The sequence below is a fragment of the Streptomyces sp. NPDC104307 genome (assembly GCF_055584045.1).
Genome location: NZ_JBVJMU010000017.1, coordinates 772 through 20,595 on the forward strand (window position 1 = coordinate 772; position 19,824 = coordinate 20,595).

General features: G+C 73.0%; 17 protein-coding genes and 2 pseudogenes. 13 read left to right on the top strand and 6 right to left on the bottom strand.

All coding sequences use genetic code 11. From position 1 onward, the window contains the following. Positions 1–828 (bottom strand): annotated as a pseudogene (locus ACZ601_RS31245) (hypothetical protein); the annotation flags it as partial. 30 nt (positions 829–858) lie between these two features. Between ACZ601_RS31245 and ACZ601_RS31250 the strand changes: the two are divergent. Next, entirely contained in the window at positions 859–1,614 is a 756-nt protein-coding gene (locus tag ACZ601_RS31250; protein WP_469544338.1) for a tetratricopeptide repeat protein, read from the top strand. Between the two features lie 63 nt (positions 1,615–1,677). Here ACZ601_RS31250 and ACZ601_RS31255 read toward each other — a convergent pair whose 3' ends face one another. After that, positions 1,678–2,955 carry a DUF1015 family protein gene (locus ACZ601_RS31255; protein WP_469544340.1) on the bottom strand — a complete coding sequence of 426 codons (1,278 nt, stop codon included), beginning with the start codon at positions 2,953–2,955 and terminating at the stop codon, positions 1,678–1,680. Between the two features lie 12 nt (positions 2,956–2,967). On the opposite strand from ACZ601_RS31255, the pseudogene ACZ601_RS31260 reads away from it, so the two are divergent. Together ACZ601_RS31260 and ACZ601_RS31265 are read left to right on the top strand one after the other, a co-directional pair. Then, positions 2,968–3,153, top strand: a pseudogene (locus ACZ601_RS31260) (helix-turn-helix domain-containing protein); the annotation flags it as partial. A 61-nt stretch (positions 3,154–3,214) separates the two neighbouring features. Next, complete coding sequence (locus ACZ601_RS31265; protein ID WP_469544342.1) at positions 3,215–4,243, top strand: HAD-IIA family hydrolase; 1,029 nt, start codon at positions 3,215–3,217, stop codon at positions 4,241–4,243. A 112-nt stretch (positions 4,244–4,355) separates the two neighbouring features. Here the strand turns inward: ACZ601_RS31265 and ACZ601_RS31270 are convergent, their stop codons facing one another. Next, on the bottom strand, positions 4,356–5,237 hold the full coding sequence (locus ACZ601_RS31270; protein ID WP_469544344.1) for a sigma-70 family RNA polymerase sigma factor: 882 nt from the start codon (positions 5,235–5,237) through the stop codon (positions 4,356–4,358). Between the two features lie 76 nt (positions 5,238–5,313). On the opposite strand from ACZ601_RS31270, the gene ACZ601_RS31275 reads away from it, so the two are divergent. The 4 genes from ACZ601_RS31275 (at position 5,314) to ACZ601_RS31290 (ending at position 9,103) form a co-directional block, all read left to right on the top strand. Further along, on the top strand, positions 5,314–6,033 hold the full coding sequence (locus ACZ601_RS31275; protein ID WP_469544346.1) for an FMN-dependent NADH-azoreductase: 720 nt from the start codon (positions 5,314–5,316) through the stop codon (positions 6,031–6,033). Between the two features lie 114 nt (positions 6,034–6,147). Beyond that, entirely contained in the window at positions 6,148–7,110 is a 963-nt protein-coding gene (locus ACZ601_RS31280; protein WP_440578614.1) for a FecCD family ABC transporter permease, read from the top strand. A 110-nt stretch (positions 7,111–7,220) separates the two neighbouring features. Then, entirely contained in the window at positions 7,221–8,210 is a 990-nt protein-coding gene (locus ACZ601_RS31285; RefSeq protein ID WP_440578615.1) for a FecCD family ABC transporter permease, read from the top strand. 77 nt (positions 8,211–8,287) lie between these two features. Continuing rightward, on the top strand, positions 8,288–9,103 hold the full coding sequence (locus ACZ601_RS31290) for an ABC transporter ATP-binding protein (protein ID WP_469544348.1): 816 nt from the start codon (positions 8,288–8,290) through the stop codon (positions 9,101–9,103). A 190-nt stretch (positions 9,104–9,293) separates the two neighbouring features. Here the strand turns inward: ACZ601_RS31290 and ACZ601_RS31295 are convergent, their stop codons facing one another. Further along, a complete protein-coding gene (locus ACZ601_RS31295) occupies positions 9,294–9,641 on the bottom strand; it encodes an SCP2 sterol-binding domain-containing protein (protein ID WP_024494660.1) in 348 nt (115 codons plus the stop codon). 43 nt (positions 9,642–9,684) lie between these two features. Here ACZ601_RS31295 and ACZ601_RS31300 point away from each other — a divergent pair, with 43 nt between their 5' ends. The 5 genes from ACZ601_RS31300 (at position 9,685) to ACZ601_RS31320 (ending at position 14,946) form a co-directional block, all read left to right on the top strand. Beyond that, positions 9,685–10,086, top strand: coding sequence for a hypothetical protein (locus ACZ601_RS31300; protein ID WP_469544350.1), 402 nt, complete (start codon positions 9,685–9,687; stop codon positions 10,084–10,086). 7 nt (positions 10,087–10,093) lie between these two features. Further along, positions 10,094–10,909, top strand: coding sequence for a TlyA family RNA methyltransferase (locus ACZ601_RS31305; RefSeq protein WP_469544353.1), 816 nt, complete (start codon positions 10,094–10,096; stop codon positions 10,907–10,909). Next, entirely contained in the window at positions 10,906–11,811 is a 906-nt protein-coding gene (locus ACZ601_RS31310; protein WP_440573165.1) for an NAD kinase, read from the top strand. Before ACZ601_RS31305 ends, ACZ601_RS31310 begins: the two co-directional genes overlap by 4 nt. 95 nt (positions 11,812–11,906) lie before the next feature. Then, positions 11,907–13,652 (top strand): DNA repair protein RecN, encoded by a 1,746-nt coding sequence (gene recN / locus ACZ601_RS31315; protein WP_469544355.1) that lies wholly within the window; start codon positions 11,907–11,909, stop codon positions 13,650–13,652. Between the two features lie 196 nt (positions 13,653–13,848). Next, complete coding sequence (locus ACZ601_RS31320) at positions 13,849–14,946, top strand: glycosyltransferase family 4 protein (RefSeq protein WP_469544356.1); 1,098 nt, start codon at positions 13,849–13,851, stop codon at positions 14,944–14,946. Between the two features lie 118 nt (positions 14,947–15,064). Here the strand turns inward: ACZ601_RS31320 and ACZ601_RS31325 are convergent, their stop codons facing one another. Next, the gene (locus ACZ601_RS31325; protein ID WP_469544358.1) at positions 15,065–16,690 is read right to left on the bottom strand and encodes a PucR family transcriptional regulator; all 1,626 of its coding nucleotides are present in this window, start codon (positions 16,688–16,690) and stop codon (positions 15,065–15,067) included. Positions 16,691–16,867: 177 nt separating this feature from the next. On the opposite strand from ACZ601_RS31325, the gene ACZ601_RS31330 reads away from it, so the two are divergent. After that, positions 16,868–17,725, top strand: a complete 858-nt coding sequence (locus ACZ601_RS31330; RefSeq protein WP_469544360.1) for a sulfurtransferase — start codon at positions 16,868–16,870, stop codon at positions 17,723–17,725. A gap of 51 nt (positions 17,726–17,776) precedes the next feature. Here the strand turns inward: ACZ601_RS31330 and ACZ601_RS31335 are convergent, their stop codons facing one another. Next, complete coding sequence (locus ACZ601_RS31335) at positions 17,777–19,576, bottom strand: glycoside hydrolase family 15 protein (RefSeq protein ID WP_440573174.1); 1,800 nt, start codon at positions 19,574–19,576, stop codon at positions 17,777–17,779. Between the last annotated feature and the right edge of the window lie 248 nt (positions 19,577–19,824).

A 19,824-nucleotide genomic window follows, 5' to 3' on the forward strand; every position in this document is an offset into this window, starting at 1 on the left:
CGGGATGATGACCGTGGTGGGCGTTCGGGTGGTGGGTTCGAGCGTCGTGACGACCGCCCCCGTGGGCCGCGTCGCGACGACGACAACCGTGGCGGCTCCTCGGGTGGCGGTTTCCGCCGTGATGACAGCCGTGGTGGTTCCTCCGGCGGTGGCTTCCGCCGGGACGACAGCCGGCCCAGCAGCGGTGGCGGCAACTTCCGCCGGGATGACAACCGTGGCGGTTCCACGGGTGGCAGTTTCCGTCGCGATGACAGCCGTGGCGGTTCCAGCGGTGGTGGCTTCCGCCGTGATGACCGGGCTCCGCGTCGGGATGATGACCGTGGTGGGCGTTCGGGTGGTGGGTTCGAGCGTCGTGACGACCGCCCCCGTGGGCCGCGTCGCGACGACGACAACCGTGGCGGCAACTTCCGCCGCGACGACAACCGTGGCGGCTCCTCCGGCGGCAACTTCCGCCGGGATGACAGCCGTGGTGGTTCTTCCGGTGGTGGCTTCCGCCGGGACGACAGCCGGCCCAGCAGCGGTGGCGGCAACTTCCGCCGGGATGACAACCGTGGCGGTTCCTCCGGTGGTGGCTTCCGTCGCGACGACAGCCGTGGCGGTTCCACTGGTGGCGGTTTCCGTCGCGACGACAGCCGTGGCGACCGGGATCGTGCGCCTCGCCGTGACGACAGTCGGGGAGGCGCTTCCGGCGGTTTCCGTGGTCGGCGCGATGAGGGCGACAGGGGTGGCTACCGAGGCCGCGACGACCGTGGTGGGTACGAGCGTCGGGACGAGCGTGAGCGCGAGCCGATCAAGCGGCTCCCCATCCCCGACGAGGTCACCGGCCACGAGATCGACAAGGATGTCCGGCAGGAGCTGATGAGCCTGCCCAAGACCCTGGCGGAGGACGTCGCCCGGAACCTGGTCATGGTGGCCCGGCTGCTCGACGAGGACCCCGAGCAGGCGTACGCGTACTCACGCATCGCCCTGCGACTGGCCTCGCGGGTCGCCGCCGTTCGTGAGGCGGCGGGCTTCGCCGCCTACGCGACGCAGAAGTACGCCGAGGCGCTCGCGGAGTTCCGGGCGTCCCGTCGGATGACCGGTTCCGTCGAGCTGTGGCCGGTCATGGCCGACTGCGAGCGTGGACTCGGGCGGCCGGAGCGGGCGATGGCCATGGCCGGTGAGCCCGAGGTGCAGAAGCTGGACAAGGCCGGACAGGTCGAGATGCGGCTGGTCGCTGCCGGGGCCCGTCGCGACATGGGGCAGATCGATGCCGCCATCGTGACGCTCCAGAGTTCCGAGCTGGCTTCCAGCGCCGTCCACCCGTGGACGCCGCGACTGCGCTACGCGTACGCGGACGCGCTGCTGGCCGCCGGTCGCGAGGATGAGGCGCGCGAGTGGTTCGGGAAGGCCCTGGAGGCCGACAAGGACGGCTCGACCGATGCGTCGGACCGCCTCGCAGAGCTGGACGGTGTCGAGTTCGTCGATGCTCTCGGCGACGATGACGAGGACGGCGCTCCTACCGCCCCGGCCCCCGCCGCCCCCGCCGTCTCGGACGACCTCGATGACGAGGACGACGAAGACGAGGACGACGAAGACGATGAGGACGACGAGGACGGTCCGGTCAAGGCGTAACGCCTGAGAAGAGGGCGGTACCCCACTCGGGGTACCGCCCTCTTCTGTGTGCCGGGGCCGGGGTCAGCCGAGGGGGAGACTGCGCAGGACGAGACCCGTGGCCGGCTTGGGGCCGAAGGAGGTCGACTTGCGTGGCATGGTGACGCCCTGGCGGGCCAGGTCCCGGACGACTTCCTCGCGTACCGGATGCATCAGCACCGCCGTGGCGTTGTGGCGTTCGGCCTGTTCGACGGCGGCGGCGGTGTCGTGGATGTACGCGATGTGTGCCGGGTCGTCCGGGATCCGCCAGACATGGTCGAGCAGCGTCGAGTGCAGGACCGTCGCGTCGAGCGTGCGCCAGGCCTTCGGCCGGTCGGCCGGGACGGTGCGGGCCAGCAGGGCCTCTTCGGGGCGGTCGACCAGGTGGAATCCGCCGTCGCCCGCGAGCAGGAAGGCGTTGCCCTCGGCCGCCGCCCCGGCCAGGGCGTCCAGGGCCCGGGGGAGCGGACCTTCGACCTGGCGGACGCGGAAGAGGCCGGCCAGCGCGGCGAGCGCGTCCGGGACGGGCAGCCCGTGCAGCAGCCGGTGGATGGACCGTACCCGGAGCGGGTACCTGGCCGTGTCGACCAGGAGTACCAGGCCGAAGTCCCACGGTCCGGGCTCTGTGTGTTCCCGCTGGAGTCTGAGATAGGTGGCCCAGCGGTGGTGGCCGTCGGCGATCAGGGCCTGGCGTTGGGCCAGATCCGCCTCCACCACCGACCGTTCGGCCGCGTCGGTGAGTGCCCAGAGCCGGTGGCTGAAGCCGTCCTCCGTGGTGGTGGCGAGCAGCGGCGGGCGGTTAATCGTCCGCTCGATGACGCCGGCCGCCCCGGTGGCGTGGCCGTCGCTGCGGTAGGTCAGGAGCAGGGGTTCGAGGTGGGCCTCGGCGGTCCGCATCAGGTCGGCGCGGTCCTCGACGACATCGGCCATCACGTCCTCGTGCGGGAGCACGATGCCGTCGGCAGGGTCGGAGAGGGCGAGAGCGCCGATCACGCCGCGCTGGAGCATGTCGCCGTTGCGCTGCTCGTACACGTAGAGCGCGGGTTCGGCGTCGGGGGCGAGGATTCCCTCGGCCAGCCAGCGGTTCAGTGTCGCGGCGGCCTGTTCGTGGCGGGCGGCAGCGGTGTCGGCCTGCGGGAGGATCAGGCGCACGATGTTGTGCGGGTCCGCCGATTCCAGATGGAGCAGTCCGTCGGGCCGTACGACGACGTCGTACGGGGGCGAGGTCACCGCGGAGAGACTGCCGACCAGCTCGGGGACGTAGCGCAGTCCACGGAACGGAATCAGCCGCAGTCCCTGGTCCGCAGGGCCTCGTGAGTTCATCTTTCCTCCTGTTTGGATGCCCCGTGCGTTGGCTCGGGGAGGAAACACAGCTCCTACCGCTTCTACCCGACTGGTTCGCAGGCGGCGGAGCTGTCGCGCACGTTCGGGTGCGTTCGCAAGGTCTACGACCTGGCGCTCGCCGCACGGTCCGAGGCGTGGACGCTCCGTCAGGAGGGGGAGGGTGTCAATTCTGCATCGTATGTGCGGTTCGTGGATGCGCGATGATCGGGGGAGACCCAGGCATTGAGGAGCGCAGGATATGAGTCAGGCGAGCAGGACCAGGCCGAGCGGGATCGGCACCGCGTTGAGTGAGGCGTACGACACGGCTCTGCTCGATCTCGACGGAGTGGTGTACGCGGGCGGGCAGGCAATCGACCACGCGGTCGAGGCGCTCGGCACGGCTCGGGACGGCGGGATGCACCTGGCGTACGTCACCAACAACGCGCTGCGGACACCGGACGCGGTGGCGGAGCACCTGACCGAGCTGGGAGTGCCGGCCGAACCCGCCGACGTGATCACTTCGGCGCAGGCCGTGGCCCGGCTGATCGCCGATCAGCTGCCTGCCGGGGCCAGGGTGCTGGTGATCGGGGGCGAGGGGCTGCGGGTGGCGCTGCGGGAACGCGGGCTGCGGCCGGTGGAGTCGGCGGATGACGAGCCGGTGGCGGTCGCGCAGGGATACGGCGGGCCCGATATGACGTGGGGGCGGTTCGCAGAGGCCGCCCACGCGGTCAATCGCGGATTGCCGTGGTTCGCGTCCAACACGGATCTGACCATTCCGAGCGCCCGGGGCATCGCGCCCGGCAACGGGGCGGCCGTGGAGGTCGTACGGATCGCGACCGGCGCCGAGCCGCAGGTGGCCGGGAAGCCGCTGTCGCCGATGCACCGGGAGACGGTGCTGCGGACCGGTGCCGAACGGCCGTTGGTGGTCGGGGACCGCCTCGACACGGACATCGAGGGGGCGTTCAACGGCGGTGTCGACTCGCTGCTGGTGCTGACCGGGGTGGCGGACGCGGCGCAGCTGCTGGCCGCGAAGCCGGAGCACCGGCCGACCTACGTGGCCGCCGATCTGCGGGGGCTGCTGACCGGGCAGCCCGAGGTGACGCCGGAGGGCGAGGGCTTCGGCTGCGGCGGTTGGACGGCGTCCGTCCGGGGCGAGCAGTTCGTGCTGGAGGGCGACGGGGAGGCGCTCGACGGTCTGCGGGCGCTGTGCGGGGTGGCGTGGTCGCACGCCGGAGCGGGTTCGTGCGGGCTGGACGCGGGGAAGGCCGTGGCCAGGCTCGGGCTGTAGCGGCTGTAGCGGCTGTGGCGGCGGAGGTTCGGCCGGTGGCCCCGCACTCAGCGGACTGGCCGGCCGCCGCCCGCCGCCCGTGAACGCGCGGACCCGCGTGCCCGCTTCCGCGTCAGCCGAGTACGGCGAGGTCGAGGCGGCGCAGGCGTGCCGGGTCCGCGATCACGTCGTACTCGGTGATCAGGTCGTCCTCGATGGTGAAGGTGAGCGCGAACAGCAGGCGGCCGCGCGGGGCCACGACGACTCCCACCGCGCCGTTGACCAGGGCGGGTTCGGCCAGCCGTGACCGGTGGGCCAGGGCCGCCGTGCCCTCCGCGACGGCGTGCGCGCCCCGGGCCTCGGCCACGCCGCCCGGCGGCACCGCGACGGGGTCGGCACGCCGCACCACATCGGGGGCCAGTACCGCGAGGACCGCGGTGAGGTCACCGGCCCGCGCGGCCGCCAGGAACGCCGAGACGACCTGATGCTGGCGGGCGAGTTCGGCCGCCGGGACCACGGGAGTGCCCCGTACCTTGTGACGCGCACGGCTGGCGATCTTCTTCGTGGCGCCCGGCGTGCGCTCCACGACGGTCGCGATCTCGCTGAACGGTACGGCGAACATGTCGTGCAGCACGAACGCGATCCGCTCGACGGGGTCCAGCGTGTCCAGCACCACGAGCAGCGCCCGGCTCACCGAGTCGGCCAGCAGCGCCTCGTCCTCCGGCGGACTGCCCTGCGCGGACCCGGCGACCTGGTCCAGCACCTCCTGCTCCGCCAGGTCCTCCCTGCGCGACCTCCGGGTACGCAGCAGGTCGAGGCAGATGCGGGTCACCACCGTCCGCAGCCAGCCGGTCAGGTTGTCCAGCTCGCCGGCGTCGACCCGGCACAGGCGTAGCCAGGTCTCCTGGACCGCGTCCTCCGCCTCGTCCAGCGAACCGAGCATGCGGTGGGCCACCGCGCGCAGCAGAGCGCGCCGCGCCTCGAAGCGTTCCGCCAGTGCCTCGCGCTCGTCCACCGGTCACCTTTCGCCGTGCTGTTCCGTCACCCCTCCTGACGAACGCAACGTAACCGAAGTGACAGGGGAGCATCCGATGACGTCCTTGCTGCATCTGGATTCCGGCGCCAACCGCTCGGACGATTCGGTCAGCAGGCAGCTGACCGCACTGTTCGCCCGTACCTGGCGGACCGCGCACGGCCCGGCCGGATACCGCTACCGGGACCTGGCCGCGGACCCGGTGCCGCCGCTGGACACCGCCTACTGCACGCTCGGCCGGAGGGCGGAGCGGACCGGCCTCGTCCCACCGGACGGAGTGGACGCGCTGATCGGGAGCGAGGCCGAGCGGCGGGAGTGGTCGCTGACCCGCCCGCTGATCACCGAACTGCTGGCGGCCGACACCGTGCTGGTCGGCGCCCCGATGTACAACTACTCGGTCTCCGCCTCGCTGAAGGCATGGATCGACCGGGTCGGATTCCCCGGCGCGCTCACAGAGCCGGACACGGGGGAGGGGCTGCTCCGGGGGAAGCGCGTCGTGGTGGTCAGCGCGCGGGGTGGCGCCTACGGGCCGGGAACCCCTCGGGAGGGCTGGGACTTCCAGACGCCCTATCTGCGGGCGTACTTCGGTGAGAAGGGGGTGGCGCCGGAGGACCTGCGTTTCGTCAGCGCCGAGCTGACCATGGCCGGGCTGGTGCCCGCGCTGGCCCCCTTCCGCTCGTCGGCGGCGAGCTCGCTGGCCGGGGCGCGGGCGGAGGTGATCGCGCAGGCGTCCAGGCCGGAGCCCGTGGGACGCCGGATCGAGGTCACAGGAGGGTAGGCTAACCTAACCGGCGTGTTTGTTGAGAGTCCCCCGGAACCGAGTGCAGGCCCGACAGCCGCACCGGCCAAAACCGCGCCCCCCAGGCGCCATGCGGTTCGCGCCGCAGGGCTCCTGGTCGCCTTGGCGCTCCTGGTGCTGGTGTGCCTGGCGAGTATCGGGATCGGTGCCAAGGCGCTGCCCCTCGCCGACGTCTGGCACGGCCTGTTCCACTACGCGGGGAGCAGCGACGACGTCCTGGTACGGAAGGTGCGGATTCCCCGGACCGTGCTCGGACTGATCGTCGGCAGCGCGCTCGGCCTCGCCGGGGCGGTGATGCAGGCGCTGACCCGTAACCCGCTGGCCGAGCCCGGACTGCTGGGTGTCAACGCGGGGGCGTCGGCGGCGGTCGTCTCCGCGATCAGTTTCTTCGGTGTCACCTCGCTGACCGGGTACGTCTGGTTCGCCTTCGCCGGCGCCGCGATCGTCTCGGTGGCGGTGTACCTGCTCGGGGGCAGCCGGTCCGCCACCCCGGTACGGCTCGCGCTCGCCGGGACGGCGGTCACCGCGGCCCTGTACGGGTACGTCAACGCCGTACAGCTGCTGGACTCGGCGGCGCTGGACCGGCTGCGGTTCTGGACCGTCGGGTCGCTGGCCTCCGCGAACACGGAGACCGTCGGCAAGGTGTGGCCGTTCATCGCGGTCGGCGTCCTGCTGACCCTGCTCATCGCCCGTCCGCTCAACGCCCTGGAGATGGGCGACGACACCGCGCGGGCGCTCGGCGCCCATCTGACCAGGACCCGGGTGCTGGCCATGCTCGCGGTCACCCTGCTGTGCGGGGCGGCGACCGCCGCGTGCGGGCCGATCGTCTTCATCGGGCTGATGATCCCGCACCTGGTGCGCACGATCACCGGGCCCGACATGCGGTGGATCCTGCCGTACGCGGCCGTGCTCTCCCCGGTGCTGCTGCTCGGCGCGGACGTGGTGGGCCGGATCGTCGCCCGGCCGTCCGAACTCCAGGTCGGCATCGTCACCGCGCTGATCGGCGGGCCGGTCTTCATCCACCTCGTACGACGCAAGAGGATGTCCCAGCTGTGAAGGCCACGAAGGAGAAGCCGGGGGCCGCGGAGACGGCCCGGAAGGCAGGGCGGCCGGGAACGGCCCGGTCGGTGAAGGCCGTGCGGACGGCAGGCGGGTACTCGTTCCGGATGAACGTCCGGGCCTCCCTGGTGGTGGTGCTGCTCGCCGCCGTCGTGGCCGCGGCCGGGGTCGTCCTCATCGGCAGCGGCGACTTCTCCATGACCCCGGGCGAGGTCGTCACCACCCTCTTCGGGCACGGCACCTTCCAGCAGGAGTTCATCGTCACGGACCTGCGGCTGCCACGGGTGCTGGTGGGGCTCCTGGTGGGCGCGGCGCTCGGGGCCGGCGGCGCCGTCTTCCAGACCATCTCGCGCAACCCCCTCGGCAGCCCCGACGTGCTGGGCTTCGGCCAGGGCGCGACGGTCGGCGCGCTGACCGTGATCGTGGTGTTCCAGGGCGGGGCGACGGCGGTCGCGGGCGGTGCGGTGGCCGGCGGTCTGCTGACCGGGGTCGCCGTCTACCTGCTGGCGTGGAAGCGCGGGGTGCACGGCTTCCGGCTCGTGCTGGTCGGGATCGGCGCCGCCGCCATGCTGACCGCCGTGACCCAGTACCTGATCACCAAGGCCGACCTGGTGGACGCCACCCGGGCCGTCGTCTGGATGACCGGCTCGCTCGACGGACGGGACTGGGCACAGGTCTGGCCGCTGCTGGCGGTCTGCGCCGTGCTGCTGCCGCTGGTGTTCGGGCACGGCCGGGCCCTGCGGGTGATGGAGATGGGCGACGACGCCGCGTACGCGCTCGGGGTACGGGTCGAACGCACCCGGCTCGTCCTGATGGGCTCCGCCGTGCTGCTCGTCGCCGTGGCCACGGCCGCCGCCGGGCCGATCGCGTTCGTCTCGCTCAGCGCCCCGCAGGTGGCCCGCCGGCTGACCCGCTCGACCGGCCCCAACCTGGTGGCCGCGACCTTCATGGGCGCCGCCCTGCTGCTCGTCGCGGACTGGGTCGCGCTCGACGCCTTCGGCGACCGGCAGCTGCCCGTGGGCGTGGTGACCGGAGTGCTCGGCGGCTGCTACCTGCTGTGGCTCCTGGTGTCCGAGCGCAAGGCGGGCCGCATATGACATCCGGCACCGGGCACCCGAAGCCCTCCTCCGCCCCGACTTCCCCCAGCACCCCGATCGACCCACGGAGTACGACCATGCAGCGCCTCACCGCGGACTCGGTGACCCTCGGCTACGACCAGCGGGTCATCGCGGAGAACCTCTCGGTCGAGATACCCGACCACTCGTTCACCGTGATCGTCGGCCCGAACGCCTGCGGCAAGTCGACATTGCTGCGCGCGCTGTCCCGGATGCTCAGGCCGAGCCGGGGCCAGGTGCTGCTGGACGGGCAGTCCATTCACCGGATGCCGGCGAAGAAGGTCGCCAGGACGCTGGGGCTGCTGCCCCAGTCCTCGATCGCCCCGGACGGCATCACCGTGGCGGACCTGGTGGCGAGGGGGCGCTACCCGCACCAGGGGCTGCTGCGGCAGTGGTCGCCGGAGGACGAACGCATTGTCGAGGAGTCGATGGCGGCGACGGGCGTCGGTGAGCTCGGTGATCGCTATGTCGACGAATTGTCCGGCGGGCAGCGTCAGCGGGTCTGGATCGCGATGGCCCTCGCGCAGCAGACGCCGCTGCTGCTGCTGGACGAGCCGACGACGTACCTCGACATCCAGCACCAGATCGATGTGCTCGACCTGTGCGCGGAGCTGCACGAGACGCAGGGGCGCACGCTGGTCGCCGTCCTGCACGACCTGAATCACGCCGCGCGGTACGCGACGCACCTCATCGCGATGCGGGAGGGCGAGATCGTCGCGGAGGGCGCGCCCGGGGAGATCGTCACCGCGGAGCTGGTGGAGCGGGTGTTCGGGCTGCGGTGCCAGGTGATCTCCGATCCGGAGACGGGGACGCCGTTGGTGGTGCCGGCCGCGCGGGTGCGGGGGGCGCGGGTCGCGCCGGTCGCGCCGGTTTAGGGGCGCGGTGCGGTGGGTGGGGCGCGTGACCTTCGGCCACGCCTTGTCCTCAAGCGCCGGACGGGCTTGAAAGATGTCCTCAAACGCCGGACGGGCTTGGTTGGCCGGACGGGTTTGGTTTGGCCGGACGGGTTTGGGTTGACGGGGCGGGCTTGAGCTGTCGGGTTTGATTTGGACGGGTCCCCGTTGGTTACAGCAGGGATCTGAGTTTCAGGAGGTCTCGGAAGCCGGCTTCCAGGCGTACCCGGCCGGAGCCCCACGCCTTGGCGAAGTTCAGCTCGCCGTTGACCAGGGCCACCAGATCGTCCCCGGTCATCGCGAGGCGTATCTCCGCCTTTTCCGCAGGCGGCCCCTCGACGGTGTCCAGGACCTGGATCCGGCCGCCGGCCAGCCGGCCGGTGAACGTGACGTCGAGGTCCTTGATGTGGCAGCTCAGCGAACGGTCCAGGGACGCCGCGCTGCGCACGTCGCCGTCGGCCCCCGCGAGGTTGTCCGAAAGTCTGTCGAGTGCGCTGCGGCACTCCGCCATGGTCGCCATCGTGATCGACGGTACCGCAGCGCCTCGGGGTAGCGTTTCCCGCATGAGCGACTCGACGCCGGGGCCGGGGACGGCCGCCGGAACCGAACCCGGGGAGATCCCGCAGGACGCCCCGCAGGAGCCGCCCCCGGCTGCTCCGCACGACCCGGCGGCCCCCGCGCCCCTCGGCGTCGTCCGCACGCCCACCGGCAACGCCGGGGTGGACGCGCGACTGGAGCGGCTGGCCGACGCCGACCGCCTCCCGGCGAACGGCCACATCGAGGTGTACGAGGATGTACACCGTGGCCTGCGCGACGCGCTGACCGCGCTGGACGCAGGACCCGCACCCGTCCCGGGGCCCGCGCACAACAACCCGCACAACACCTCGCACAACAACCCGCACAACACCTCGCGCAACAACCCCCACAACACCCCGCACCACAACTCGTACGACAACAGGAGCTGAACCGAACGTGGCAGGAGTGGCCCGTCGCCGCCTCGACGCCGAGCTGGTACGCAGAAAGCTCGCCCGCTCACGCGAGCATGCCAGCCAGCTGATCGCCGCAGGACGGGTGACCGTCGGCGGCAACACCGCGGCCAAACCGGCCACCCAGGTCGAGACGAGCGCCGCGGTCGTCGTCACCAAGGACGACAGCGACCCCGAGTACGTGTCGCGGGGCGGCCACAAGCTGGCCGGCGCCCTCGCCGCCTTCACGCCCCTGGGGCTGAAGGTGGAGGGGCGCCGGGCGCTGGACGCCGGGGCGTCCACCGGCGGGTTCACCGATGTCCTGCTGCGGGCCGGAGCGGCACACGTCGTCGCCGTGGACGTCGGCTACGGGCAGCTCGCCTGGTCGCTCCAGTCCGACGAGCGCGTCACCGTCAAGGACCGCACCAACGTGCGGGAGCTGACGCTGGAGGCGATCGACGGCGAGGCCGTCGACCTGGTGGTGGGCGACCTGTCGTTCATCCCGCTGGGACTCGTCATGCCCGCCCTGGCGCGCTGCGCCGCCCCGGACGCGGACCTGGTCCTCATGGTCAAACCGCAGTTCGAGGTGGGCAAGGAGCGGCTCGGCAGCGGCGGGGTGGTGCGCAGCCCCGAGCTGCGGGCCGAGGCCGTACGTGAGGTGGCGCGCCGGGCCCGGCCGCTCGGACTGGGGGTCCGGGGCGTGACGGCGAGCCCGCTGCCCGGACCGTCGGGGAACGTCGAGTACTTTCTGTGGCTGCGGGCCGGAGCACCTGAGCTGGATCCCGCGGATGTCGACCGTGCAGTGGCGGAGGGGCCTCGTTGACGACGAATACGGCACGAACTGTCTTTCTTCTGGCGCACACCGGCCGGCCGGCCGCGATCCGCAGCGCCGAGCTGGTGGTCCAGGGGCTGCTGCGCAACGGCCTGGGCGTACGGGTGCTGGCGACGGAGGCGGCCGACCTGCCGCTGCCACCGTCCGTCGAGACGGTCACCGACGCCACCCCCGGGCCGCTGAACGGCTGCGAGCTGCTCATCGTGCTCGGCGGGGACGGGACCCTGCTGCGCGGCGCGGAGCTCTCGCGCGCCTCCGGGGTGCCGATGCTCGGCGTCAACCTGGGCCGGGTCGGCTTCCTCGCGGAGGCGGAGCGCGACGATCTGGACAAGGTCGTCGACCGGGTCGTCACCCGGGCGTACTCCGTCGAGGAACGCATGACGATCGACGTCGTCGTGCACAGCAACGGCACCGTCGTCCACACCGACTGGGCGCTCAACGAGGCGGCCGTGCAGAAGGTGTCGCCCGAGCGGATGCTGGAGGTCGTCCTTGAGATCGACGGCCGGCCGGTGACCGGGTTCGGCTGCGACGGCATCGTCTGCGCGACGCCCACCGGCTCGACCGCGTACGCCTTCTCGGCCGGCGGGCCCGTCGTGTGGCCCGAGGTCGAGGCGCTGCTGATGGTCCCGATCAGCGCCCACGCGCTGTTCGCCAAGCCGCTGGTGACCTCGCCCACGTCGGTGCTGGCCGTGGAGGTCCAGCCGCACACCCCGCACGGGGTGCTGTGGTGCGACGGGCGCAGGACCGTCGAGCTGCCCGCCGGCGCCCGCGTTGAGGTGCGGCGCGGCACGGTGCCCGTCCGGCTTGCCCGGCTGCACCAGGCCTCCTTCACGGACCGGCTGGTGGCCAAGTTCGCGCTGCCGGTGTCCGGGTGGCGGGGCGCGCCGCACTGACACCGGACCGGGCACCCGGGGAGTCCGCCGTACCCACCCGATCCGGTGTCCCGGCAGTGGCCGTGTGCGCGGGGGCCACGAAACCTCGTATGGTCATGACCGTGTTGGAGGAGATGCGGATACGGTCGCTCGGAGTCATCGACGACGCGGTGGTGGAACTGTCACCCGGTTTCACCGCCGTGACCGGTGAGACCGGCGCGGGCAAGACCATGGTCGTCACCAGCCTCGGGCTGCTGCTCGGCGGACGTGCCGACCCCGCCCTCGTACGGATCGGCGCGAAGGCGGCGGTCGTCGAGGGCCGGATCACGGTGTCCGAGGGCGACGCGGCGGCGCTGCGGGCCGAGGAGGCCGGTGCGGAGATCGAGGACGGTGCGCTGCTGATCAGCCGTACCGTTTCCGCGGAGGGGCGCTCCCGCGCGCATCTCGGCGGCAGATCCGTGCCGGTGGGGGTGCTGACGGAGCTCGCCGACGAACTCGTCGCCGTGCACGGCCAGACCGACCAGCAGGGGCTGCTCAAACCGGCCAGGCAGCGGCAGGCTCTCGACCGGTACGCGGGCGACGGCGTCGCCGTACCGCACGCCACCTACGCGGCGGCCTACCGGCGGCTGCGCGAGGTCGCCGGTGAACTCGACGAGCTGACCACGCGTGCCCGCGAACGGGCCCAGGAAGCCGACCTGCTGCGCTTCGGGCTGAACGAGATCGCCGCCGTCGAACCGCTGCCCGGTGAGGACACCGAGCTCGCCGCGGAGGCCCAGCGGCTCGGCCACGCGGACGCCCTCGCCTCCGCCGCCGCCCTCGCGCACACCGCGCTGGCCGGTAACCCGGAGGACCCGGAGTCGGTCGACGCGACGACCATCGTGGCGGCGGCCGGTCAGGCCCTGGAAGGGGTACGGGCCCACGACCCGGCACTCGCCGCCCTCGCGGACCGGGTCGGCGAGATCTCCATCCTGCTCTCCGACGTGGCGGGCGAACTCGCGGGCTACGCCGACCAGCTGGACTCCGACCCGCTTCGGCTCGCCGCGGTCGAGGAGCGCCGCGCCGCGCTCACCGCGCTCACCCGCAAGTACGGCGAGGACATCACCGCCGTGCTGGCCTGGGCAGAGGACGGGGCCGCGCGCCTCATGGAGCTGGAGAGCGACGACGACCGGATCGGTGAACTGACCGAGGAACGGGACGCGCTGCGCGGTGAACTCTCCGGACTCGGCCAGGCGCTGACCGACGCCCGGACGGCGGCGGCGGCGCTCTTCGCGGAGGCGGTCACCGCGGAGCTCGCCTCCCTCGCGATGCCGCACGCCAGGGTCTCCTTCGACATCCGGCAGACCGAGGCGCCCGACGAGGCGTCGGGCATCGACATCGGCGGACGCAGCGTGGCCTACGGGCCGTCCGGCGCCGACGAGGTCGAACTGCTGCTGGCCCCGCACCCCGGCGCCCAGCCACGGCCGATCGCCAAGGGCGCCTCCGGGGGTGAGCTGTCCCGGGTGATGCTCGCCGTCGAGGTGGTCTTCGCCGGTTCCGACCCGGTACCCACCTACCTCTTCGACGAGGTCGACGCGGGCGTCGGCGGCAAGGCGGCCGTCGAGGTCGGGCGGCGGCTGGCCAAGCTCGCGAGGTCCGCGCAGGTCGTGGTCGTCACCCACCTGCCCCAGGTCGCCGCGTTCGCGGACCGGCAGCTGCTGGTCGAGAAGACCGTGGACGGCTCGGTGACCCGGAGCGGCGTCACCGTACTGGAGGGCGAGGAGCGGGTACGGGAGCTGTCCCGGATGCTCGCGGGCCAGGAGGACTCGGAGACGGCCCGCGCCCACGCGGAGGAGCTCCTCGCCACGGCACGGGCGAACGGGTAGCGGCGGGTCGCGGGGCCCCGGCCGCCGAACCCGGCGCCGCGGCCCCGCGATCTTCACCCGTGCGAGTGGTACGCCACGCCCGGTTTGTTGCGGTGCGCACCGGAGTTACGGTCCGGTCGTGCCGGAACGTGCGTACGGACTGGCATCCTTGGCGGTGTACACACCGCCGACTCGGCAGCCCCGGGAGCCATTCAACGTGTCACAGCTGCGTACGGTCCAAGTACTGGGCGGAGGCAGTGCGGGAAGCAGCGCCCATGTCGGCTCGCTGGCCGCCGGACTGGTCGCGCGAGGCGTGCAGGTCACGGTCTGCGCGCCCGCAGGGCTGGACCGCGCCTACGACTTCGCCGCGACCGGGGCGCACTTCGCGCCCGTGCCCAGGCGCGGCGACCCCGCAGCCGTCGCCGCGTTGCGCGGTGCCTGCGCGGGCGCCGACGTGGTCCACGCGCACGGCCTCAACGCCGCCGTACGGGCCGCCCTGGCGCTCGGCGGCCGCCGCGTCCCGCTGGTCGTCACCTGGCACACCCGCTCCCACGCCGAGGGAGCCCGCCGCAGGCTGCTGCACCTGCTGGAGCGAAGGGCCGCCCGCGCGGCGGCCGTTGTGCTCGGCGCCTCCTCCGACCTGGTCGACCGGGCCAGGCAGCGCGGCGCGCGCGACGCGCGGCTCGCAGCCGTCGCCACCCCGCCGCCGCTGCTCCCCGCCGCCCCGTCCGGTGACAAGGTGCGTGCCGAACTCGGCGCCGTGGAGCGGCCGTTGATCGTGGCGGTCGGCAGCCTGGTGCCGCACCACGGGTTCGGCACGCTGCTCGACGCGGCGCGCGCGTGGCGGCGGCTCGACACCGTACCCCTGCTGGTCATCGCGGGTGAGGGGCGGGAGCGGGCGGCGTTGCAGCGCCGGATCAAGGCCGAGGACCTGCCCGTCGCGCTGATCGGCAGCCGGACCGATGTCACCGAGCTGCTGGCCGCCGCCGACCTGGCCGTGCTGCCCAGCCGCTGGGAGGCCCGCTCGCTGCTGGCCCAGGACGCGCTGCGGATCGGCGTACCGCTGGTGGCCACCTCGGTCGGCGGAGTGCCCGAACTCGTGGGCGAGGCCGCAGAACTCGTGCCGTACGGGAACGCGGAGGCGCTCGCCCGCGCGGTGGCCCGGCTGCTCGGGGATCCGGCCGAACGGGATCGGCTGGCCGCCGCGGGGATCGCGCAGGCGGCGAGCTGGCCGACCGAGGACGACACGATCGCCCAAGTGCTGAGCGTGTACGACGAGTTGGCACAGCCGCTGGCGGTGGCCCGGAACCGTTGAGCCGGTGGAGTGCGGGCCGGAACAGCCGAGCCGCTGGCGTGCGGGCCGGAACCGCTGAGCCGGTGGCGTGCGGGCCGGTCCTCGGGCCGTGTTGCGGCGGGTGCGGGCGGTCCGGATCTCAGACCGTGTGGCGGCGGGCGCGCAGGGCCAGGCTCAGGGCCAGGACGGCCTGCGGATCGTCCAGATCGGTGCCGAGAAGTTCACCGATACGAGCGAGCCGGTTGTAGAGCGTCTGACGGTTCAGATGCAGCTCACGCGCGGTCTCCGCCTTGCGGCCCGCGTGCGCGAGATAGGTCTCCAGGGTGGGCAGCAGCGGTGGGCGCGAGGTGCGGTCGTGGTCGCGCAGCGGGCCGATCGCCCGCTCGACGAACGCCGCCAGATCCGGGTGGTCCCGCAGTCGCCAGAGCAGCAGATCGATATCGAGGCGCCGGGCGTCGTACCAGGGCCGGTCGTCGAGCCCCTGCGCCGCCGTGGCCGTCTCCGCCGCGTGCCGGAGCCCCGCGCCGGCCGTCGCCCAGCTGCCCGCCACCCCGACCACCACGACCGGGGGATGGGAACCCGCCCGCTCAAGGCCGGCGCGCTCCACCCCTGCCCGCAGCGCCGCGGCGACCCGGTCGGCCACCGCCGTACGCTCCGTCTCCGTCCGCAGCGCCAGCAGCAGCGGCACCCGGCCCTCCACCGGCCGCACCCCGAGCAGCACCGGCACCCCCACGGAGGACAGCTCCTCCAGGACCGCGCGGGCCAGCAGCGCCCAATTGCCGGACGGGGACAGCTCGGGGGCCAGCCGCATCACCACGGGCAGCAGCGGCATCTCGCCCGGCTTGAAGCCGAGCACCCGGGCCTGGGCCGGGGCGTCCTCCGGGGCGATCCGGCCCTCCGCCAGATCGGTCAGGAAGTCACCCCGGCCGCGCGCCGCGAGCTCCTCCTCCTGACGTGCCTGCATCAGCACCACGGCGAGCAGGCCCGCCGCGCGCTCCGCCGCCATCCGGTGCACCGTCACCAGCGGACCGTCCACGGCCAGCAGCACCAGCCTGGCCCGTACCGAACCGGTCCCGGGACCGCCGCCCGGCACATCCGCCAGCACCGCGCCGACGGGCGGCGACTCCCGGGCCGCCCGGCCGCCGCGCATCCCGTCCCAGACCTGGAGCGGATCGGCGGAGACCGGGCCCGACTCGGTGCCGGCCGCGTACAGGAGCTGGCCGTCGGCCGTCTCCAGGAACACCGGGTTGGCCGTGAAGTCCGCCAGGATGCCCAGCACCTGAGGTACCCCGCCGCCGCCGAGCAGCGCATGGGTACAGCGCCGGTGGACCTCCTCCGCCTGCTGGAGCAGCGCGTAGTGACCGTTGACGATCTCGGTGTGGACCTCCTCGGTCACCGTCACGAACGGCACCTCGCGGTGCAGCTGGACCAGCGGCAGCCCGGCGGCGCGGGCGGCGTCGACTATCGAGGCGGGCAGCCTGCTGAACCGCGGACCGAGCTCCACCACCAGGGCGGCGATGCCCCGTTCCGCGAGCCTGCGGACGAACGCGCGCTGCTCGGCCGGGCGGGTGCCGAGCCCCAGGCCGGTGGTGAGGAGCAGTTCGCCGCCCTTGAGCAGCGAGGCGATGTTGGGGACCTCGCCCGCGTGCACCCAGCGCACCGTGCGGCTGAGCCGGTCGGCGCCGGACACCACCTCGGGGAGCCCGCCGCGCAGCCCGGGGAGTTCCAGGGCACGCTGCACGGTGATACCGCCTTGGGTCTCCATCGACTCGTGCCTCGCGCTTCGCTTCGGTCGGACCGGGCGCGCACACTTGCCGACGCCCTGGTCAGGAAGGTACCGGCCCGGAGCGCCGGAGGCACCGCCGGGGCGGCGGGCCGTTGACAGTCCGGGGCCCCGCTGCGATCTTGACCCTTCGGCACCGGCACGGGGGAGGACCCACCCATGGACGAAGCGGCACCTGCGTACGAGGACGGCCCGCCCGGCCCGCTCGTGGGCCCCGACTGGCTCGCCGCCCGGCTCGGCCGGTCCGGACTGCGGGTCTTCGACGCCTCGGTCGGCGCCCACCGGGAAGCCCCCGTACGGATCCCCGGGGCCCGCGCCTTCGACCTCGACGGCGCCCTGTCAGAGCCCGGCGGACCGCTGCCGCACACCATGCCCGGAGCGGCCCGGTTCACCGAGGAGATGCGCGCGCTCGGCCTCCACGACGGCGACACGGTCGTGGTCTACGACGCGGTGGGGCTCTACTCCGCCGCACGGGCCTGGTGGATGCTCCGGGCGATGGGCCTCGACCGGGTCGCGGTGCTCGACGGCGGGCTGCCCGGCTGGAGGGCCGCCGGACTGCCGACCCGGGAAGGCGCCGCCGACGGCCTCCCGGCGCGGGGGGACTTCACGGCCGTGCCGCGCCCCGGGATGTTCGTGGACGTCGACGAGGTGGCGGCCGCGCTCACCGATCCGGCGGCCGTCGTGTTCGACGCCCGGTCCCGGGGGCGCTTCGGCGGCACGGCGCCGGAACCACGCCCGGGGCTGCGCGGCGGCCATATGCCCGGGGCGGTGAACCTGCCGTTCACCGAGGTCCAGCGCGAGGGCCGGATGCGCTCGGCGGCCGAGCTGCGGGCCCTGTTCGACGCGCTCGCCCCGGGCCGGAGCCGGCTGCTGTTCAGCTGCGGATCGGGCGTCACCGCCTGTGTGCCCGCGCTGGCTGCCGCCCTGGCCGGCCACGGGGAGTCCGCGGTCTACGACGGCTCCTGGAGCGAATGGGGACTGCCCTCGGAGAACCGTCCGGTCGTCACGGGCGGCTGAACGGGACCGGTGCGGCGAGCCACCGAAGGCGGCCCGCCGCGATCCGGTCCGTCAGCCCACGTACGCCCCGCTCGCCGTCAGCCGGAGCGCCGTGTCGATCAGCGGCACATGGCTGAAGGCCTGCGGGAAGTTCCCCACCTGGCGCTGCAGCCGGGAGTCCCACTCCTCGGCCAGCAGGCCCAGGTCGTTGCGCAGGGACAGCAGCCGTTCGAAGAGCTGGCGGGCCTCGTCGACCCGGCCGATCATCGCCAGGTCGTCGGCCAGCCAGAACGAGCACGCCAGGAATGCGCCCTCGTCGCCCTCCAGACCGTCCACACCGGCGTCCCCGCCCGTGGTGGGGTAGCGGAGCACGAAGCCGTCCTCCGTGGACAGCTCCCGCTGGATCGCCTCGATCGTGCCGATGACCCGCTTGTCGTCGGGCGGCAGGAATCCCATCTGGGGGATCAGCAGCAGGGAGGCGTCCAGCTCCTTCGAGCCGTAGGACTGGGTGAAGGTGTTGCGCTCCTTGTCGTAGCCGCGTTCGCAGACGTCGCGGTGGATGTCGTCGCGCAGCTCGCGCCACTTCTCCAGCGGCCCCTCCGCGTCCCCGGCCTCGATCAGTTTGATCGTCCGGTCGACCGCCACCCAGGCCATCACCTTGGAGTGCACGAAGTGGCGGCGCGGCCCGCGCACCTCCCAGATGCCCTCGTCCGGCTCCTCCCAGTGCTTCTCCAGGTACTCGATCAGCTTGAGCTGGAGGCCGGTGGCGTAGTCGTTGCGGGTCAGCCCGGTCATGTGCGCGAGGTGCAGCGCCTCGGTGACCTCGCCGTACACGTCCAGCTGGAGCTGGCCCGCGGCGCCGTTGCCGACCCGGACCGGGCCCGAGTTCTCGTAACCCGGCAGCCACTCCAGCTCGGCCTCGCCCAGCTCCCGCTCGCCCGCGATCCCGTACATGATCTGCAGGTTCTCGGGGTCGCCCGCGACCGCCCTGAGCAGCCACTCGCGCCAGGCGCGGGCCTCCTCGCGGTAGCCGGTGCGCAGCAGCGAGGACAGCGTGATCGCGGCGTCGCGCAGCCAGGTGTAGCGGTAGTCCCAGTTGCGGGAGCCGCCGATGTCCTCGGGCAGCGAGGTGGTGGGCGCCGCGACGATGCCGCCGGTCGGGGCGTAGGTCAGCGCCTTGAGGGTGATCAGCGAGCGGACCACGGCCTCGCGGTAGGGGCCGTGGTACGTACACTGCTCGACCCACTCGCGCCAGAAGTCCGCGGTCGCCTCCAGCGAACCCTCGGGGTCCGGGAGCGCGGGCGGTTCGCGGTGCGAGGGCTGCCAGCTGATCGTGAACGCGATCCGGTCGCCCGGGGCGACGGTGAAGTCCGCGTACGTCGTGAGGTTCTCGCCGAAGGTCTCGGCCGTGGTGTCCAGCCAGACCGAGTCGGGGCCGGCGACGGCGACCGTGCGGCCGTCCACCTTGTGCACCCACGGGGTGACCCGCCCGTAGCTGAACCGCATGCGCAGCTCCGAGCGCATCGGCACCCGGCCGCTGACGCCCTCCACGATCCTGATCAGCTGCGGGGCGCCGTCACGCGGCGGCATGAAATCGGTCACCCGGACCGTGCCGCGCGGGGTGTCCCACTCCGATTCCAGGATCAGTGAGTCCCCGCGATAGCGGCGGCGGTCGGCCTGGGGCGGTTCCTCGCCCTCGGTGCGGGGCCCGAGGCGCCAGAAGCCGTGCTCCTCCGTGCCCAGAAGGCCCGCGAACACGGCGTGTGAATCGAAGCGGGGCAGGCACAGCCAGTCGGCTGTACCGTCCCGGCAGACCAGGGCGGCGGTCTGCATGTCTCCGATGAGTGCGTAATCCTCGATGCGCCCGGCCACGTGCATCTCCAGTCGAACGGCCATGTCGCCCCGTAGGGCGCTTACTGCGGGTCAAGAGGTCGTTGCTAGGGGTAGAGGTGGGGGAATCTGCGCGTCCATACCTCGCCCGGAGCGAGTGTCCGAGCAGGATACGACGCACCTGGGTGATCCGCGCGACGGTCCCGGCAAGAGAGATGAGCCGAACGGGTGGGGCGTGAGGGACATGCGTGGATCGTGTGTGCCGACTGTGCCGGGAGTGGCCGGAAGCA

Coding starts and splice junctions, on each gene's coding strand:
- ACZ601_RS31285 (WP_440578615.1), top strand. CDS start 7,221: ATGAACGTCCGGGCCTCCCTGGTGGTGGTGCTGCTCGCCGCCGTCGTG.
- recN (WP_469544355.1), top strand. CDS start 11,907: ATGACCGTGTTGGAGGAGATGCGGATACGGTCGCTCGGAGTCATCGAC.
- ACZ601_RS31250 (WP_469544338.1), top strand. CDS start 859: ATGAGCCTGCCCAAGACCCTGGCGGAGGACGTCGCCCGGAACCTGGTC.
- ACZ601_RS31330 (WP_469544360.1), top strand. CDS start 16,868: ATGGACGAAGCGGCACCTGCGTACGAGGACGGCCCGCCCGGCCCGCTC.
- ACZ601_RS31265 (WP_469544342.1), top strand. CDS start 3,215: ATGAGTCAGGCGAGCAGGACCAGGCCGAGCGGGATCGGCACCGCGTTG.
- ACZ601_RS31290 (WP_469544348.1), top strand. CDS start 8,288: ATGCAGCGCCTCACCGCGGACTCGGTGACCCTCGGCTACGACCAGCGG.
- ACZ601_RS31295 (WP_024494660.1), bottom strand. CDS start 9,641: ATGGCGACCATGGCGGAGTGCCGCAGCGCACTCGACAGACTTTCGGAC.
- ACZ601_RS31325 (WP_469544358.1), bottom strand. CDS start 16,690: ATGGAGACCCAAGGCGGTATCACCGTGCAGCGTGCCCTGGAACTCCCC.
- ACZ601_RS31255 (WP_469544340.1), bottom strand. CDS start 2,955: ATGAACTCACGAGGCCCTGCGGACCAGGGACTGCGGCTGATTCCGTTC.
- ACZ601_RS31300 (WP_469544350.1), top strand. CDS start 9,685: ATGAGCGACTCGACGCCGGGGCCGGGGACGGCCGCCGGAACCGAACCC.
- ACZ601_RS31275 (WP_469544346.1), top strand. CDS start 5,314: ATGACGTCCTTGCTGCATCTGGATTCCGGCGCCAACCGCTCGGACGAT.